Raw genomic sequence first — 19,425 nt, 5'->3', positions numbered from 1 at the left:
CCGAAGGAGTGCCTAGAATGAACAAAATGGACGAGCTTCTCTTAAAGTTACTGTGGGGTCAAATGCAGTCGCTTGACTGCTTTACGGAAAAGAATCAAGCGCTCAGCGATCTCAAAAGAAAAAGCGGTCTGCTTGACTTATATGACATGTGGCTCGAAGAAACGGCTTCTGTTTTGGCCCGGAATGATTATCTCGTTTACGATAGAGCTACGTCTACCGTGATCGATCCTGCTCCCATTTCCAGTACGGCTGTCTGGCAGGAATGGGAGCAAGAAAAAGAAGTCTGGCTAAAAAATCCGGATACGAACGCGCAAGTCAAGCTAGTCGAGGCAACCTTGCGTGCTTTACCGCAAATTCTCACTGGAAAAGTGAGGGCGACAGAGGTCATCTTTCCCCATTCATCGATGGAATTAGTCGAGAAGGTATACAAAAATAACACCGTTTCTGACTACTTCAATGAAGTACTTGCGGATACAGTGGTTGCTTTTGTAGAGGAACGGCTGAGCCAGGATTCTGCGGCCCGAATTCGCATTCTCGAGATTGGCGCAGGTACGGGAGGAACGAGTGCCGTCGTTTTCCAAAAACTAAAGGCGTATGAAGCGCATATCCAGGAATATTGCTACACAGACCTCTCCAAAGCCTTTTTCATGCATGCAGAAAAAGAGTATGGCCCAAGTAATCCTTATTTGACCTATCAGATTTTTAACGTAGAAGAGCCGGTGTCAGGACAAGGAATTGATTTGGGCGGATATGATGTTGTCATTGCAGCAAATGTCTTGCACGCCACCAAAAATATTCGCCAAACCGTGCGTAACGCGAAAGCCGTTCTAAAGAAGAACGGCTTGCTTTTCCTTAATGAAATGAGTAAAAACTCCATCTTCCTCCATCTTACCTTTGGCTTGCTGGAGGGATGGTGGCTGTACGAAGACCCAGAGCTGCGCCTTCCAGGCTGCCCTGGGTTATCTTCGGCAACGTGGCAGAGAGTATTGGAGGAAGAAGGATTTCAGTCAGTCTTTTTCCCAACAGAAGAGGCGCACGCGATGGGGCAGCAGATTATTGTGACCGAAAGCGACGGCGTGATCCGCCAGCAGCAAATAAAACAACGGCCTAAACCGAAGACGAGCGTAAATACGGAACAACCAAAAACAAAGAGGCTGAACACACCCTCCGCTCCTAACGGAAAGGCAATCGAGGATGTCCTACGAGAAAAAAGTACGGAATACATCAAACAGCAGATCGCTGAAACACTGAAAATGCCGAGTAATCAGATGGATGCTTCCGAGCCTTTAGAGGCATATGGTATGGATTCCATTTTATCTGTACAACTGATCAATCAATTTCGGAAAATTTTCGGCGAAACCATCAGCGGTACTTTGTTTTTTGAATATCAGACAGTAGATGACTTAGTCGAGCATTTACTAGAGACACAAAGAGAAGCGCTGATTTTGCTCACAGGATTGGATAATCACAAGCAGACGCAGGAGCCAAATCAAACGGAAGATCATGTTGCGTTTGCCTCATTGCCGAAAGCTGAAGGGAAACGAGACACAAGAAAAACGAGAGCATTTGCATCATCTGCCCATTCGCAAAGGACGACGTCCAGACCTGCATCCTCCAGTAAAATAGCGATTATTGGCATGAGTGGGCGTTTTGCTCAAGCGAACAACTTGGACGAGTTTTGGGAGAACTTACTGCATGCGAAAAAGTCTATCTCTGAAATTCCAAGTAAGCGTTGGGATTGGACCGCGTATTATCATCCAAATCGAGAGGAAGCCATTTCCCAAGGGAAAAGCTATAGCAAATGGGGGGCGTTCTTAGAGGAATTTGATCAGTTTGATCCGTTATTCTTTCAGATGACTCCGCGAGAAGCAGAAAATATCGACCCTCAAGAGCGCCTATATTTAGAAGAGTGCTGGAAGGCGTTAGAAGATGCAGGCTATGCTTCATCCAAGATGTCTACGGAGCTCCGTAAGCGAACAGGGGTTTTTGGTGGCATTACGAAACAAGGCTTTCATTTGTATAGTACGGAGACTACTCATCACTTTCCGACAACCTCGTATTCGTCGATGGTCAATCGGGTTTCGTACTATCTAAACTTACAGGGTCCGAGTATGCCGATCGATACGATGTGTTCCTCCGCTTTTGTAGCGATTCATGAAGCATGTGAATACATCCGAAAAGGGAAGGGAAGCATGGCGATTGCTGGTGGAGTGAATTTGTACACACATCCGCTTACCTACTTCGGTCTGACTGTGGGGCAGCTTATCTCCCATACTTCTGACAGTGCTGCCTTTGGGAACGGCGGAATTGGTTTTGTGCCAGGCGAGGGAGTAGGGGCAGTTGTTCTCAAGGATTACGATCAGGCTGTACAGGATCGGGATCATATTTATGCCGTGATACGCGGTACCGCTGTCAACCATAAGGGCAAAGCCAATAGCTATATGACACCAAGCCCCCTCCCCATTGCAGATGTGATGGAAGAAGCGTTGAAAGAAAGTGGACTGGACCCTCGATCCATTAGTTACCTGGAAGCTTCCGCCTATGGATCAGACATCGTTGATGCCGTCGAGATGACAGCGGTGACGAAAGCTTTTCACAACCGTCAAGGAGCAGAAGGGAACTATCGAATCGGTTCGGTCAAACCGAATATCGGGCATTGTGAATCGGCTTCTGGCATGTCGCAGCTAATGAAAGTGATTTTGTCATTACAGCATCAGACGCTGGTTCCAACCCTGATTCCTGACGAACTGAATCCGAATATTCCATTTGATCAACTTCCCTTTCAATTGCAGCGAGAGGTATCGGAATGGATCCAGGTCACAGTAGATGGGCAGACAGTCCCCCGCCGAGCGGGCATTACCAGCTTTGGCGGCGGTGGAGTGAATGCCCATCTTATCGTGGAGGAATACAAGCACAATCCATCATCGAGGAGAGTAAACGAGTCAGAACCAGAGCTGTTTGTCTTTTCGGCGAAGAATAAAGAAAGATTGCAAGCATACATTCATCGCTGGATTGGTTATTTGCATAAGAACCAGCAGTTGGATATAGCGAATACGGCCTACACCCTGCAAATCGGAAGAGAAGAAATGCCTTGCCGTTTGGCCGTCATCACCAATAATCAGACAGAGCTTTTAGAGCAACTGGAACGCTGGTTGGAACATCAAGAAGAGACGGAACATTGCTTTTTTGGCGATCTCAAGGAAACCAAAGAAATGATCCCAGACCGAGTTGCTCAGGCAGTCAAACCGAGAGATATAAGGGAATTGGCAAAATTGTGGGTTCTAGGCAATCCTATCCCTTGGCAGAAGCTGCATGAAGGGAAGGAGTTATCCAGAGTAGCTAAGCTCCCAACCTATCCATTTAAGAGAAGAACGTGCTGGATAGAACGCAATCAAACGAATCGCACTAGGAGGGAGACGAGCATGAGATCCGCTCATCCAGAATTCGAAAACAAAGCCGTTGAAATATACACATATAGCGCCAATAGCAGCGATGCGGAGTTTTCGGAGGATTACTTGACCGTATGTCCATTTGACAAGAAGATTCCAGGCTTTTCAATGAGCCGCGTCATTTTGAACCCGGAAAAATATCCGTTGGAAAGAGAAATGGTAAGAGAGAAGCAAGTAGAGATGCGCCAGGTGCTTTTTTGTAAAGAGAACTTCTCGCGTGTGCAAAAAGTGCTGGACTTCGGATGCGGTCACGGGACAGATGTGATTCAAATAGCAGAGCTCTATCCGCATATCAAAACGCATGGATTTACGATTACGAAGGCGCAAGCTGAGCTAGGCAATCAACGAATCGCGCAGAAAAATCTAGGGGCTCGTGCGAAAATTTTCAATAAAGACAGCTCTAAGGATGCCTTTCCCGATCTCTACGACATGATCGTCGGGATTGAAGTGAGCTTCCATATTCGAAATAAACACGGATTATTTCAAAATATCTCCTCTTCTCTGAACGAAGAAGGAACCGTTCTGTTGATCGATTACATAGCCAATACGCGAGGACCAATCGTAGACCAGAACGTCGAAGTCAGCATTCCTACCGTACAAGAATGGATTGAGCTTTTAGCGGAGCATCAGTTAGTGATCGATGAAATCATTGACGTATCGCCGCAGATTGCTAACGCCTTGCATGATCCCGATGTGGAACAGTACATCAAGCATCTGCCTAAAGCTGTACAAGATTTGTATATCAATACGGTGAATCAATCCATCTCGCTCGAACGAGGGTGGATCAGCTATTGCTTGTTTAAGCTGAAAAAGGCTCCGCATCTTACGTACACGAAGCGTTGTGAATGGAATGCCAGCAAACTATCGAAGAAAAGACCTTATCCAGAAGCGTTAGCGGAAATGATAAACAGCGGTTATATTCCGTATCCGAAACAGCAAACGAGAACTCAGCCGAATCCAAATCAGGATGACAATAGCTTTCATTGCAATAGGCGAGCAATGAAAGAATCCTTGGTTGAGGCTTTTGCTGCCGTTTTAGGTCTTCAACCAGAAGAACTGGAAGAAGTAGAGACCCTGAAGGATATGGGGATTGGCTCACTTAATGCCGTTGCCTTATCCGAAATGATTAACAGTAAATTCAATCTGAAGCTACCGACCAGCGTTGTGTTTGAACATAATACGTTAGATGCATTGGCGAGCTATATTGCTAGCCATTTGCAGCAAGACGAGCCTAGCCAGCTCCATCCAAATAAACAATTAGTGTCGGATGCTCAAAATCAACCAATATCATCTGAATATTCTGAACGAAAACGCAATTTGTCGTCAGATCAGTCCATTCCAGATCGGACAAAAATCAAAGCGAGCCTGATTGAGGTCTTTTCTACCGTTTTAGGCTTGAGTCAAGAAGAGCTGGAAGAAGTGGAAACCCTTAAGGACTTGGGTATTGGATCGCTCAATGCCGTTCAACTATCCGAAGCTATCAATAGCAAGTTTCATTTAAAACTACCAACGAGCGTCGTGTTTGAGCATAATTCGCTAGAAGCATTGGCGAGCTACATCGCGACTCAGCTACCAGAGCGACAACCAGCGCAGGCAGAAGTGTTTGATAGTCTTGAAGCGAAGCCAACGTATACAGAGATAGTCCCATTGCGAAATATTGGCTACGATCCACCTAGAGCAGCCTCCGATGATATTGCGATCATTGGGATTTCCTGCCGCACAGCAGGTGCTCGGGGGCAAGATGAATTCTGGGAGCTCGTCAGTGAGGGCAGAGATTGCATCAAAGAAGTGACCAATCCAGACTGGCGTGCCTTTTTCAAAGAAAATGCACTCGTCGATATGCCGATCAAATACGGGGCGATGGAGGATATTGAATATTTTGATCCAGCTTTTTTCAAAATTTCTCCGACCGAAGCCCAATCGATGGATGTCACGCAGCGCATCCTTTTACAAGAGAGCTATAGAGCATTAGAGGACGCAGGCTACACCCCGTCCATGCTGAGGGGACAACCTGTTGGAACGATCATTGGCGCGATGGCGGGAATGACCGTAGAACAAGATTTCTCTCATTTTGGCATGCTCGGATCAGATACGAGTATACTCGCCTCGCGAATCGCTTATTTCCTTGACCTGAAAGGACCAGCTTTAGCTGTGAACACAGCTTGCTCATCCTCATTGGTGGCGATCGATATTGCTTGCCAAAAGCTGAAGACGGAAGAGGTCAATCTGGCTATCGCAGGAGGAATTACGATTTATTCCCATCCTGCTCCGTTTATCTCGATGAGTAACGCAAGGATGCTATCTCCTACAGGGGAGTGCCGCCCGTTTGACAATGGTGCGAATGGCATTGTCGTTGGGGATGGGGTTGGTGTTGTGATTTTAAAAAGATTGCAAGATGCAGTACGGGATAACGACAGCATCTATGGTGTTATCCGCGGCAGTGGAACCAATCAGGATGGACGGACATTGGGCATTACCGTGCCTAGCTTCCAAGCGCAAAGCGACCTGCAAAAATCCATTTACGCGAAAAAACAGATTGAAGTGGAAGACATTCAATATATCGAGGCACACGGAACCGCGACAAAATTAGGGGACCCTGTAGAGATTCATGCGCTGAGTGAATCGTTCCGCCAATTCACGCCGAAGAAACGATTCTGCGCAATTGGTTCTTTGAAAGCCAATATCGGGCATACCACAGCAGCGGCTGGGGTGTTGAGTGTCATTAAGGTTTTACTCAGCATGAAAAACAGGAAGATGGCTCCTTCGATTCATTTTGTCAAAGAGAATGAACACATTGATTTTGAAAACAGCCCTGTTTATGTGAATACCAAGCTGCAGGATTGGCAGACCAATTCCAAAGGCTCTCGATTGGCTGCGGTCAGCTCTTTTGGCTTTAGCGGTACCAATGCTCATCTAGTGATCGAAGAGTTTGATAGAAGTAGCATAAGATCCGCTACTCCTGATGAGGGTCAAGAGATCGCGACGGGAGTCTTCGTGCTGTCAGCTGAATCACGTGAGCAATTAGTGACCTATGCCAAGCAAACAAAGGCATTTGTAGAGAAGCACCCTGATGTGAACCTGGCAGATTTCCTTTTTACCTATCAGACTGCAAGGGAACCCATGTCTCATCGAGTAGCAGTCGTGGTACACAGTAAAGAACACCTCATTGCACAGTTAGAGCAATTCATACAAGGGACTGGGGAAAAAACGGCTGATCTGTTTATCGGAGAAAGAAACAAAACGGGCGGCATCAAGATCGGTGATACAGAAGAGGGAAGGGATTTTATCCGCAATCTCGCTTTGAACAAAAAGATCAAAAAACTGGCAGAGCTATGGGTTCATGGGAACGAAATAGAGTGGGAAGCTGTCTATCCAAAAGGAATGGTGAGCCGTCTAACAGGTCTGCCAAGCTACCCATTTGCCAAGGAGCGATACCGTTTACCTAAAGTTGTCGTACGCAACCAAACCCATCAAGAAGCCGCCGCCACCACGGAACTGACAGAAGATAAACAGGGGATTAGAGCAGCAGATATAGCCCAACCAACGGAGGTAACTCGTGTTCAGACTGACGAAGACGATACACAACGTAACGAACTCGTGAGAAAAATTGCTGCAGCTTGGGAAGAGGTACTTGGCGTGAAGAAGGTTGATATCCATAAAAACTTCCAAGACCTGGGCGGCGATTCAATCATGGCCACGCAGATTATTTCCAGATTGAAAAATAGCTTCCCGGTTGATTTGAATCTGGACAATCTCTTTTCGGCGCCAACTGTTGCAGGAATGGCAGAGCTTATTGAAGAGGAACTGATTGCTGTTATTGATGAACTTCCAGAAGAGGCGATTTTGGAGCTATTAAGTTGATGAATTCAACATGTGGGAAGGAGCAATCCGATGATCAACGAAAAGGAATCCGCGAAATCAAGAGATGAGATACTTGCCGAGAGCAGATCGAAGCTTTCTGAGAAGAAACTGGCCTTGCTGGAGAAGCTGAAAGGCTCAAAACTGGAGACGAAAAAGACGGGGATTCCGCGGCGTTCAAGAGAGGGCTTCGTGCCCCTCTCTTTTGCCCAGCAAAGACTATGGTTTTTAGACCAGTTGGTACCAAACAGCCCTGCTTATAACGTGGTGGCCGCCTTCCATCTATCGGGTGAGCTTCACACAAACATCATGGAGCGGTGTGTTAATGAGATCGTGAAGCGCCATGAAGCCCTGCGAACCACCTTTCAAGTCGCAAACGGAGAGCCGTATCAGCTAATTGCTCCTGCCTTGCAAATCCCTTTTCCCATCGTCGATCTTACAGGACATCCCGAGCCGGAGAGGGAGGATGAGTTTCGCCGACTCGCAAAAGAGGAAAGCTTGTATGTTTTCGATTTAACCAAGGGACCCCTGTTGCGTGTTACGTTATTCAAACTCGGCGAGGATTTGAATATCCTGCTTTTAAACGTTCACCATATCATCATTGACGGTTGGTCAGTCGGGGTTTTCTTCAGAGAAATGGTTCTGCTTTATCAGGCCTATCTGGCGGGCAAGCCTTCCCCGTTGCCTGAGCTTCCGATCCAGTATGCCGATTTTTCAAGCTGGCAGCGGGAGTGGCTTCAAGGAGAAGTGCTGGAGAAACAGCTCTCTTACTGGAGAGACACTCTTGGAAAAGAAAGCAGCGTGTTAGAGCTGCCAGTAGACCGTACACGACCTCCCATCCAAACGTTTCAAGGAGGGAGCCTAAAGCTACAAATTCCCTCTTCCCTTTCCCATGCTATAAAAGCGCTGAGCGAGCAGGAAAATGCCACGCTGTATATGGTCATGATCACTGCGTTAAAAATATTGCTGCACCGTTACAGCGGGCAAAATGATATCCGGGTGGGCGTGCCCGTAGCAAACCGTAACCGAGTGGAAATAGAAAATTTGGTCGGCTTTTTTGTAAATACGTTGGTTCTCAAAACGGATGTTTCCGGCAATCAAAGCTTTAGAGAGCTGTTGTCACGTGTGAGAGAAACAGCGAACAGCGCATACAGGCATCAGGACGTACCGTTTGAACGATTGGTGGATGAATTGCAGCCTGAGCGTAATATGAGTCAAAATCCACTATTTGAAGTCTGCTTTGTGTTGCAGAACTTTCCTATGCCGAAAAAATCGGACATGTCTGCATTAGGCTTTTCCTTGGTCAAATTTGAAGAGTTCCGTAACAACACATCCAAGTTTGACCTCTGGATTCAGGTTGTAGAAAAAGGGGATATCCTTGACCTCGACGTTGAGTTCAATTCTGATATTTTTAATGAATCGACAATCAGTCGTCTGCTAGAAAGCTTTACAATCGTGCTGGCAGGTATTGTCGCGAATCCGAACCAGCCGATTGCAGATCTGCCGATTTTGACCGCTGCTGAAGAGCAAAAGCTGTTAGTTGAATGGAACGATACGAAGACGTACTACCCAGAGCAAGATATGTGTCTTCATGAAATAATCGAAGCGCAGGCTGCCAAAACACCAGATGCGCCAGCCGTTATTTTTGAAGAGGCGCAACTCACTTACCTTGAATTGGATCATCGGGCGAATCAACTGGCGAATTATCTACGTAAACAGGGTGTAAGAGCGGAAACGCTTGTGGGTATTTATATGGAGCGCTCCTTGGAGATGGTCATTGGGTTGTTAGGTATCCTCAAAGCAGGCGGAGCCTACGTTCCCCTAGATCCGAGCTATCCGCAAGATCGGGTGGCCTTTATGATCACGGATGCGAATCCTTCTTTCCTCTTGACTGCGGAGGCGCTGAAGAACACGCTGCCTGAATACGATGGACAACTAATCTGCCTCGATTCAGATTGGGAGACAATCGGCATGGAGAGCCATGTGGCGCCCGGAAGCGGAGTCAACAGCGATAATTTGGCGTACATGATTTACACCTCAGGTTCTACTGGTAAGCCAAAAGGGGCGATGAATGCCCATCGTGGTATCGTCAACCGACTTTTGTGGATGCAGGAACAATATCAACTGAATGAAACCGATCGGGTGATGCAAAAGACGCCTTTCAGCTTTGATGTATCGGTATGGGAATTTTTCTGGCCGTTAATGACGGGCGCCTGCATGGTAGTAGCTCGTCCAGAAGGACACAAGGATACGACCTATCTGGCACGCCTGATCAAAAAAGGGAAAATCACCACCATGCACTTTGTTCCCTCGATGCTTCAAGTATTCCTGGAGGAGACGGAAATTAGTGGCTGCGATACGCTTCGACGCGTCATTTGCAGTGGGGAAGCCTTATCTTATTCAACGCAGGAGCGCTTTTTCGAGTGTCTCGATGCGGAATTGCACAACCTGTATGGTCCTACCGAAGCGGCGATTGATGTCACGTACTGGGCATGTCAAAAAGGAAGCAAGCTAAGATCCGTGCCGATTGGACGTCCTGTGGCAAACACCCAAATCTATCTGTTAGACGAGCACTTAAAGCCTGTTCCCGTAGGTGTCTCTGGCGAGCTGCACATCGGTGGTGTGCAACTGGCTCGCGGATACTATAACCGACCTGAGCTGACAGAAGAGAAATTCATCCCTGATCCGTTCAGCAAAAAAGAAGGGGCACGCCTTTATAAAACAGGGGACTTGGCGCGTTACCTGCCGGATGGAACAATCGAGTATTTAGGCCGAATTGATTTTATGGTCAAACTCAGAGGGTTCCGTATCGAGCTGGGTGAGATTGAAGCTGTATTAGATGAACATCCACGTGTACAAAAATCGGCTGTGATCGTTCATGAATCCGAGCAGCGACCAGGGCATAAGCAGTTGGTATCTTATATCGTGCCAGATTCACAGTCCAAGGAAAAACTGAAAAAGGCAACAGAAGAAGCGCTTCCTGCAGAACAGGTATCAGAATGGCAGGATGTCTTTGATAAAGCCTATGATGATGAAAATAAATATGAGGCCGATTTCAACATCACCAGCTGGAACAGCAGCTATACAGGTGAGCCTCTTTTAGCGGAAGAAATGCGCGAATGGGTCAATTCGACGGTGGATCGTATCCTAGCCCTGCAACCGAAAAAGGTACTCGAAATCGGGTGCGGTACAGGGCTGTTGTTATCTCGAATTGCGCCTCATTGTGAACAATATTGGGGAACGGATTTTTCGTCGATGGCGTTGGATTATATTACTGCGAATCTGATCAACCAACGAGAGGATTTATCCAATGTTACATTGCGTAAGAGCTATGCGGATGATTTTAGTGGGCTAAAGGGACAGAAGTTCGATGTGGTCGTGCTCAACTCTGTGGTGCAGTATTTCCCGGATGCGGACTACCTGTTGGATGTGCTGAAAAAGGCCATACACGCCATGAATGACAAAGGAACCATTTTTGTCGGTGATGTTCGTAATCTTTCTTTACTGCAAACCTTCTTCACTGAGGTAGAGATGGAAAAGTCACCGGCGACGTTGACCATGGATCAATTGCAGCGCCGCGTACAGAAACGAATGAGACAAGAGCAGGAGCTGGTTATCGATCCTGCCTTTTTCTATGCGCTTCAAGAGCAGCTGCATCAAATCAGCCATGTAGAAATCAAGCTGAAGCGCGGAAGTCATCATAATGAATTAACACGCTATCGCTATGATGTGGTTCTTCATCTTGGCAAAAAAGTGCAGCCGATTGAGGACTTTTCCTGGCTGGATTGGCATGAAGAGGGACTCCAAAATATAGATGGACTTCGCCAAATCATGACCAAGTATAAACCGCAAGTTTTGGGTCTTACGAATATTCCTAATCTACGGTTGGACAGGGCGAATCGATACCAGTCGTTGCTTGCTGACAAAGATGTAGTCAAAACGGTGGAAGAGCTAAGAACAGATCAAAACCTTCCAGGCATTGGAATAGACCCTGAGGAGCTTTGGAAGTTGGGTGCTGAGCTTCGATACAGCGTAGATATCGCTTGGATGGGGGATAGAAAGGATGGCAGCTATGAAGCTGTGCTCCGACCTGAGCATTTACTAGAAAAAAGACAGCGTAACACAGTTGTCACCCCGTGGCACCGTCCAGTGAAGAACTACCAGCCGATCGAATCGTATGCGAACGATCCTTTGACAGACAGAGTTGCTCGCCAGTTCATTCCAGAGCTGCGCAGTTATTTACGGGATAAGCTACCAGATTACATGGTTCCGTCCATTTTTGAGTTTATCAAGGAAATGCCAGTGAACATGAATGGAAAATTGGATCGCAAAGCACTTCCTACGCCGCTTATGGAAGTGCCAGAGATGGAGGGGGATTTTGTACCACCAACAACGGAGACGGAAAAAATTCTTGCCGATGTTTGGGCTGAAATATTGGGCTTGGACAAGGTTGGCATACATAATAGCTTCTTCGGATTGGGTGGCGACTCCATTCATACCATTCGAGTGGTTGCGAGAGCAAAACAACACGGTTTGGAATTGACTCCACAGCAAATTTTCCAATTCCAGACGATAGCTGAACTGGCAGAGGTTGCAGGTGCGGCTTCCACCCAAAGTGCGAAACGAACGGCAACAGTAGAGTTACCCACGCTTGATAAACATCAGCTGGATCGGATAAAAGCAGACAACCCATATATGGAGGATGTATATCCGCTGACCATCATGCAAGAGAATATGCTCTATCGATACAAACATCATCCAGAGCCTGGTTTAAATGTGGTTCATCATGCTTTTCGCATCGAGGGTGGTCCTTTCCACGTAGCTGCATTTGAGCAGGCATGGCAGCATCTCATCCAACAATTCCCTGCCTTGCGAACCTCCTTCGTCTGGGAAGAGCTGGATGAACCGATGCAGATCGTGCATGAGAAAGTAGATATCCACATCAAACAGGAAGACTGGCGCGGCATTCCGGAAGAAAATCAACAGGAACAATTGCAATCCTATATTCAAAAGCTAAGAAAACAAGGATTCGAGATGGGCCAAGCACCACATGCGCATCTGGCTCTGCTTCAAGTAGGAGAGGATGTCTACTACTTTATTTATGTCTTCAACCTGATGTTGCAGGACGGTTGGAGTTATACGTTGATCGTGAAGAGACTTTTTGAATATTATCAAGCGTTTTCCCAAGGGAAGGCGATTGAGATTATGCCTGTATATCCGTATCGGAACTATGTTGCGCTACAAAAACAGCAGGACTTAACAGATGCCGAGCTGTTTTGGAAGAAAAATCTGAAAGGAATGACCAGCTCCACGCTTGAATGGTCACAGGCGAGCAGAAAGAATCTTCCTGCCGACGAGCCTCCTTATTCTCAGGAAAGGTTCATCGTATCACCAGAAGTCTCCTCGGCGTTGTTATCCTTGTCCAAGAAGTACCATCTGACGCCATATACATTGGTACAAGGAGCTTGGGCATTGCTGCTCCACCATTACAGCGGCAAGGAAGACGTTGTATTTGGAACGATTTTCTCCGGCCGTAGCATAGCGATGATGGAGGTCGAGCATTCTGTCGGGCTTTTCTTCAATATTCTGCCCATTCGCGTGAGCATTGAGCAAAACATGAGGTTCTTGTCCTGGCTCCAAAACATGCAGTCCAAGGTAGTAGAGACGAGTCAGTATGAATACACGCCGTTGAAAAAAATATACGAGTGGTGCGATATTCCACGGGATCGGCTTTTGTTTGACAGCTATCTGGTAAGCGAACAGCTCCCGGATTTCTCTTCCGTGTTTAGAGGATTTAATGATGTCCTCGGTGCTACCATCTATGATTCGATCGCGCAGACGGAGCATCCATTACGAGTCGAGATCCTTTTCTATGAACAAGTGCTAGTCTTGCATATCAACTACTATCGTCGCTTCTTCAACGATCAGGAAATTAGCAGTATGCTGCAGCACTTGAATGCTCTTTTAGAAGGATTGGTAGCGAACCCAGAGCAAAAGGTAAGCGAGCTAGTCCGTGCGATAACGCATCATCCCCAACACTAAATTTGCGAACAAGAGGAGAGGTTACTATGTGTGGAATTGTGGGATGGCTTGATTGGGATGACGATTTGTCATCCCAGCATGCTATTTTGCAGAAAATGGCTCAAGCGATCCAGCATCGCGGGCCAGACGAAGAGGGGTATTGGTTGTCTCCTCGGGCAGCAATTGCGCATCGGCGCCTGATCGTGATCGACCCAGAAGGTGGCAAGCAGCCCATGATCTACCGAGAAGGAGATCAGACATGTGTCTTATCGTTCAATGGCGAAATCTACAATTATTTGGAGCTGCGCCGCCAGTTAGAGCTGCTTGGACACACTTTTCAAACCAATTCTGACACGGAAGTATTACTGCACGCTTTTTTGGAATGGAGAGAGGAATGTGTCCGTCATCTCAATGGAATTTTTGCATTCGCCATTTGGGACGAAAAAAATCATCGCATGTTTTTAGCACGTGACCACTTGGGTGTAAAACCATTGTTTTATTGTCAACGTGGGAGCTCGTTCTTGTTCGGCTCTGAACTGAAAGCCTTGCTTGCCCATCCAAAAGTGAAGCCTGAAGTTGAAGCGGATGGGTTAGCAGATATTATCGGACTCGGTCCGGCGAGAACGCCTGGATTTGGTATTTTCCGCAATGTAAATGAGGTTCGAGCTGGACATTGTGTAACAGTTACAAAGGATCAAATCAGGACAAGGCCATACTGGAAACTGGAGAGCAAGGTGCATACCGATGATTTGGATACAACGACAGAAAGGATACGTGCCCTGTTACAAGACACGGTAACGCGTCAGTTAATCTCTGACCTGCCATTGGTTAGTATGCTGTCTGGCGGTTTGGACTCTAGTGGCCTGGTCGCTTTAGCCGCTGAAGAGCTTCGTAAAAAAGGGCAGACGTTGCAAACCTATTCGGTAGATTTTGTTGACAATGATCAGCATTTTGAAGAAGGCTTGCTGCACATTAGCTTGGATGCGCCATGGGCAAAAAAAGTCTCAGAGCATGTACAAACGAGACATCAAGAGATTACCTTCAACGCTCAAGATCTGATCACTCATTTTCATATGCCGTTGCGAGCGCGTGATCTCCCGGGATTAGGGGAGACAGATACCTCGCTCTATTTGTTTTGCCGGGAAATGAAGAAAAAAGCGACCGTCTCGCTATCAGGTGAATCGGCAGACGAAGTGTTTAACGGGTATCCTTGGTTTCAAAAGGAGAAATTCTTGAATTCAGGCAAATTCCCTTGGATGGAGCATGACGGGTGGAGTTCCTTTTTAAATGAAGAAGCCATCGAGAAGATTCGCCCACAAGAATACCTTCGCAGGCGGTATGAGGAAGGGATTGCAGAGGTGCACCCTTTGGAAGGGGAGACAGCTCTGGAAGCTCAACAACGCAAAATGTCGTACCTTTTTATCACTCGCTTTCTCCCGCTGCTATTGGATCGCAAGGATCGAATGAGCATGTATACGGGGTTTGAAGTACGTGTTCCCTATTGTGATTACCGCTTGGTTGAATATTTATGGAATGTCCCATGGAAAGTAAAAAATATTGATCAAATCGAAAAAGGCTTGCTTCGCAGAGCGTTCAAAGGCTATTTGCCGCAGGAAGTATTGTACCGCAATAAAAGCGCATATCCGATGACCTATCACCCAGAGTATTACCATGCGATTTTGGACCATATGAAGCAAATTCTGGCGAATCCCAATTCGCCTTTATTACCCTTGATTAATAAGTCTGTGATCCAATTTGTACTGGATGGTAAAGCCCCTATGAATCTCGCTCAATCAACCAAACTGATCGAATACCTCGTCCAAATAAATATGTGGTTAGAGGAATACAAGATTTCCATTCGATAGAAGCCCAAGAATCTGCTGATAAAAAGGACAGTCAGGATGTTTTTTAGTTGAAGGGGTGTGAAAGAAATGAATGTCGGTGAAGTAAATCAGAACATGGCAATCCCGCAACGACTGCCTGCAAACGGGAGTGACAGGTTTAATTACATGGTTAGCTATCTTTCCGATTGCCAGCTACAAATGGTGCTGGAAATGGACGGACAGGTGAATCAACAGCGATTGCTTCAAGCGATGGAGGCAAGCACCATTGCGGAACCGATCATTGGTTGCCGTTTTATAAAAGATCCAGTCCGCCCCTATTGGGAGCGACGCAGCGATTTGGCGTCAAGCGGTTGGTGTTCCTTACAACTTCTCAGTGAATCCGATTCCGTAGAGAAAGCCATACAGGAGTGGCTGTCGAGCCCAATAGACATCGATGCTGATGCGATGGTCAAAATTCGCATTCTGCGTACCCTGACCAAAGATATCATTTGCATCAAACTGAATCATCTATGCAGTGATGGAGCAGGGCTGATCGAGTATGTTCACTTGTTAGCATCGCTATATAGTGAGCTTGCCAAAAACCCTCGCTACGCTCCCAAGTCAAACCCGGAGGGCAGGGATCAGAGCCGTTTGTTCAAGGAGATGGGTATCCCAGCTGGCGGGATGCCGGAAGCCCCAGAACCCCAGGGACCAACACTTCCGTTTACGCCTGGAGAACCAGTCAAAAGGAGACAAGCCATTCGCAGAATACCGCGCGAAGTGTGGCTGGAGCTGGCGCATGGATTTAAACAAAAAGGGTTCACGGTAAATGATGTGCTATTGGCTGCCTACATGCGAGCTTTATATCAACAGATGGAGAATGTTCCGGCTGAGCAAATAAAAGTCATGGTGACAGTTAATGTAAGGAAATTCTTACCCAAAGGCAAGGCAGACGCGATTTACAACTTGTCTGGCGTTGTTCACGCTACTATGAATCAAGCAAAAGGGACATTTGCAGATAAGGTAAAAGAAGTGGCCGAATTCATGAAGAATCAACGCGATAATAAAGAGATTTTGCATGATGCGGTAAACACGTTTGCCTTTGTGGAAAATTTCGAGTTCGATCACACCTTGAAGATCATTCAGGATGTAAGAAAACAAATTGTAGCAGATGGAAAAAGTACACCAATATTATCAAATTTCGGTATGATTAGTACGAGTCAAATAACATTCGATGATGTGAAAGTCGCAGGGGCGTATATCGTCTCGCCAGCCTATTACGCACCAGGATTGATGCTTGGAGTCAGTACGTATCAAGATTGCATAACCCTCACTATTTCCTTCTTTGAATCGAATACAGATAGTGGGTTAATAGAAAAACTCCTAGATACCATGATAGAGGAAATCAAGTCCTACCGAGTGTAGCAGTTTGCAGCAATTCCCTACTTATTTAAATAAGGAGTGATTGAAATGAATAAAATAGTATTCCCTAATGAAATATCAGGTGCCGAGAATCTGCAACAACAGTTTGAACCATATGGCTGGTATGCGGAAATGAGAAAAAATAGCCCGGTCCATTACGATGAAAAGCAACAGGTTTGGAACGTATTTCTCTATCCGGATGTAGAACGTGTGCTGACCGATTACCATCTCTTTTCAAGCGATACAGGCAAACGAATCGCCGGTTCCCTCGCATTGAAAGAAAAGGGCATCACAGAGATGGACCCGCCTGATCATGGAAAAAGGAGAGCGCTTTATACAAAGGCCTTTTCAACCAGAACACTTCAGGAGTGGGAGCCGCGCATTCAAGAAATTTCACGTCATTTGCTAGAGGAAGTAAAAGAAAAGCAAAGCATCAGGATTTTAGGTGATCTCGCAACCCCTATGCCGGTGATTGTCATTGCCGATTTGCTCGGTGTACCGTCCAGTGATTGGATGCTGTTCAAACAATGGTCCGATGTTCTCATCACTTCCGGGACCCGCGAAACGTATGAGGATATTACCCTTAAAAAAGAAGAAATTATGAAAGAAATGGCTGTTTATCTCTCGCCGATCATTCAAGAAAAAAGAGAGAACCCGGCAAAAGATTTCCTCTCCGATTTAACGCAAACAGAATATAAAGGCCAAAAACTATCTGACCGCGAGATTATTGATATTGCAATTAGCTTACTGCTCGCAGGAAATGTAACGACAAGTACGCTCTTGTTCAGTGTTTTCTACTGCTTTTTACTGGATCGACCAGGCGTATATCGTGAATTAAGAGACAATCCGGAACTGGTAGATCAAGCGATCGAGGAAGTGTTACGCTTCCGTCCGCCAGCACAGGTTTTGATGCGCAAGGTTCAAGAAGATACGGATATGTTCGGAAGTCTGATGAAAAAAGGAGAGATCGTCATGGCATGGCTCGGTTCTGCCAATCGTGATGAAAATACCTTTGCACAGGGAGATCAATTCGATATCCATCGACCGAATAGCAACAAGCATTTATCCTTTGGAAAAGGCTGCCACTTATGCCTGGGAGCACCACTATCCAGACTGGAAGCAAAGGTGATGCTAACAGAAATGCTCAAGTGCTATTCTGACATCTCAATCGGCGGATTTGAGAACGATCTGATCCTCCATGTGACGAGAGACTAATCAATCATATTTTCTTATCAAGCAGTTGAGCAGGAAGAGATTCCTGTTTAACTGCTTTTTTTTTTCGGAAAATCAAATGTGGAGGGATGTACGAAGAGAAAAATAAAAAAGTAAGGACAGGGAATTCCTTACTTTTCAAAACTTATCTTTTCGAATCAACAAATAAACAATCAACCCAATAATCGGAAAAAACAATAAAGCAATAAGCACGATGATGGAGAACTCCTTGCTATTCCCTCGTCTCCTTGCATCACGGTATGCCCAAATGCTGATGACAATATTAATCACGTTCAAAAATAAGAGGAGAAGGACGGGGAGAAACACAAAAAAGGTAGAAGGAGCATCGCCTACACTAACCAAAGGATCACCTGCTTTTGAATGTATTCAAGACTTTCCCAATTATATAAAAAGATGATCGAATTGTGAAATCAATTTATTCTATCCGCGTAAAAATTGGTATAATCTGAATGTATTATTTCTACTTCTTACCATCCTTGGGGGCGCTTAACCATTGAGAAAAACTTTGAATAAAAGAAGATGGCTTTCGATGCTCGGGATGATCGCATTGGTTACCGGATGTCAACAGGAACCGACCAAACCGATCACATCGGAGAGCACCGGCCAAACAACAGAGACCACAACAAAACCAAGCCCTACTCCATCCGTTACACCCAATCAAGAAACGGAGAAAGAACCAACATCTGAACCCATTCCAGTCTCTAGCCCAAACACAACAGTCCCTACCAACCAACCAGTGGAAGAACAACGAAAAGAACCTCTGTCTCCTTATCAAGTACTTAATAAAATCCGGGAAATAGAAAAAGTGAAAGGGGGAACATATCAGGGGGAGTGGAAAGAGGATGAATACACATTTCACCTACCAGACAAGGATGGAGATGGCCGAAACGCCCGCTATTATGAACGCTCGACTCACCATGTAAAAGTACTTGGAAAAGATGGTTTGAAGGATTTCTATCATCTTTTTGATCCCGCTACTTATCCACAGACAACCTTGGAGGCAAAAAGTATACAGGTGAATCCGGAAACAAGGCAGAAAATGGACAAGATCGAGCAGAAGCTGTATACAAACGAGGATATATTTCACGCCGAATGGTCGCCGAACTTTCAGGCAGTTGCCTATTATAAGGGAACGACCGAAGAGGGTCAGGCATACATTTGGAAGGTTGGCAACGATTCACCCTCCCCAATAAAAGAGGCAGTCATTGACCGCTATTTCTTTACCTGGTCTCCCGATTCTGAGTATCTCCTATTGGATACGGGAACGAGCAGACATCGCGGCGGACAAATCTATCAGGTAGCAAACGATAAAATGAGTGAGCCCTTCTCTTATATTTTCCAATTCCGTTTCTCACCAGATTCGAAATGGGCAGCATTTTCTTTATTAAGTGGGAAAGTAGCGAAAGAAAAATACGGGATGGAAGACGAAGAGACAGAAGACATATGGCTGTATGATTTGGCTACCATGAAGCAGAAAAAGCTGCTTCAAGCCGATGATCATACGGACTATTTCCCACTCGAATGGAAGAGTGAAACCGAGCTCCTCTACTGGAAGAAAGATTATCAGAAGAATACAGAAGAAGAGTTAACGCTGACGATTCCTCAAAGGTAGTAACCCA

7 protein-coding genes are annotated in these 19,425 nt (G+C 46.0%); 6 read left to right on the top strand and 1 reads right to left on the bottom strand.

Annotation, left to right across the window (positions count from 1 at the left end):
• Positions 1-17: 17 nt before the first annotated feature.
• From HP570_RS04665 to HP570_RS04645, 5 genes are all read left to right on the top strand, one after another.
• Complete coding sequence (locus tag HP570_RS04665; protein WP_173625018.1) at positions 18-7,310, top strand: beta-ketoacyl synthase N-terminal-like domain-containing protein; 7,293 nt, start codon at positions 18-20, stop codon at positions 7,308-7,310.
• A gap of 30 nt (positions 7,311-7,340) precedes the next feature.
• Positions 7,341-13,349 carry a non-ribosomal peptide synthetase gene (locus HP570_RS04660; protein ID WP_173625017.1) on the top strand — a complete coding sequence of 2,003 codons (6,009 nt, stop codon included), beginning with the start codon at positions 7,341-7,343 and terminating at the stop codon, positions 13,347-13,349.
• A 26-nt stretch (positions 13,350-13,375) separates the two neighbouring features.
• Entirely contained in the window at positions 13,376-15,193 is a 1,818-nt protein-coding gene (asnB, locus tag HP570_RS04655; RefSeq protein WP_015892235.1) for an asparagine synthase (glutamine-hydrolyzing), read from the top strand.
• Positions 15,194-15,259: 66 nt separating this feature from the next.
• Positions 15,260-16,576, top strand: coding sequence for a hypothetical protein (locus tag HP570_RS04650; RefSeq protein WP_173625016.1), 1,317 nt, complete (start codon positions 15,260-15,262; stop codon positions 16,574-16,576).
• A 45-nt stretch (positions 16,577-16,621) separates the two neighbouring features.
• The gene (locus tag HP570_RS04645) at positions 16,622-17,788 is read left to right on the top strand and encodes a cytochrome P450 (RefSeq protein WP_015892233.1); all 1,167 of its coding nucleotides are present in this window, start codon (positions 16,622-16,624) and stop codon (positions 17,786-17,788) included.
• Between the two features lie 135 nt (positions 17,789-17,923).
• On the opposite strand, the gene HP570_RS04640 is transcribed toward HP570_RS04645, so the two are convergent.
• Positions 17,924-18,148, bottom strand: coding sequence for a PLDc N-terminal domain-containing protein (locus tag HP570_RS04640; RefSeq protein ID WP_015892232.1), 225 nt, complete (start codon positions 18,146-18,148; stop codon positions 17,924-17,926).
• A 151-nt stretch (positions 18,149-18,299) separates the two neighbouring features.
• On the opposite strand from HP570_RS04640, the gene HP570_RS04635 reads away from it, so the two are divergent.
• Positions 18,300-19,418 carry a hypothetical protein gene (locus HP570_RS04635; protein ID WP_173625015.1) on the top strand — a complete coding sequence of 373 codons (1,119 nt, stop codon included), beginning with the start codon at positions 18,300-18,302 and terminating at the stop codon, positions 19,416-19,418.
• Positions 19,419-19,425: the final 7 nt, after the last annotated feature.

Origin of the sequence: Brevibacillus sp. RS1.1 (assembly GCF_013284365.1) — a bacterium.
In the GTDB taxonomy this organism is placed as follows: Bacteria; Bacillota; Bacilli; order Brevibacillales; family Brevibacillaceae; genus Brevibacillus; species Brevibacillus brevis_D.
This window is presented reverse-complemented; position numbering and strand designations above follow the sequence as displayed.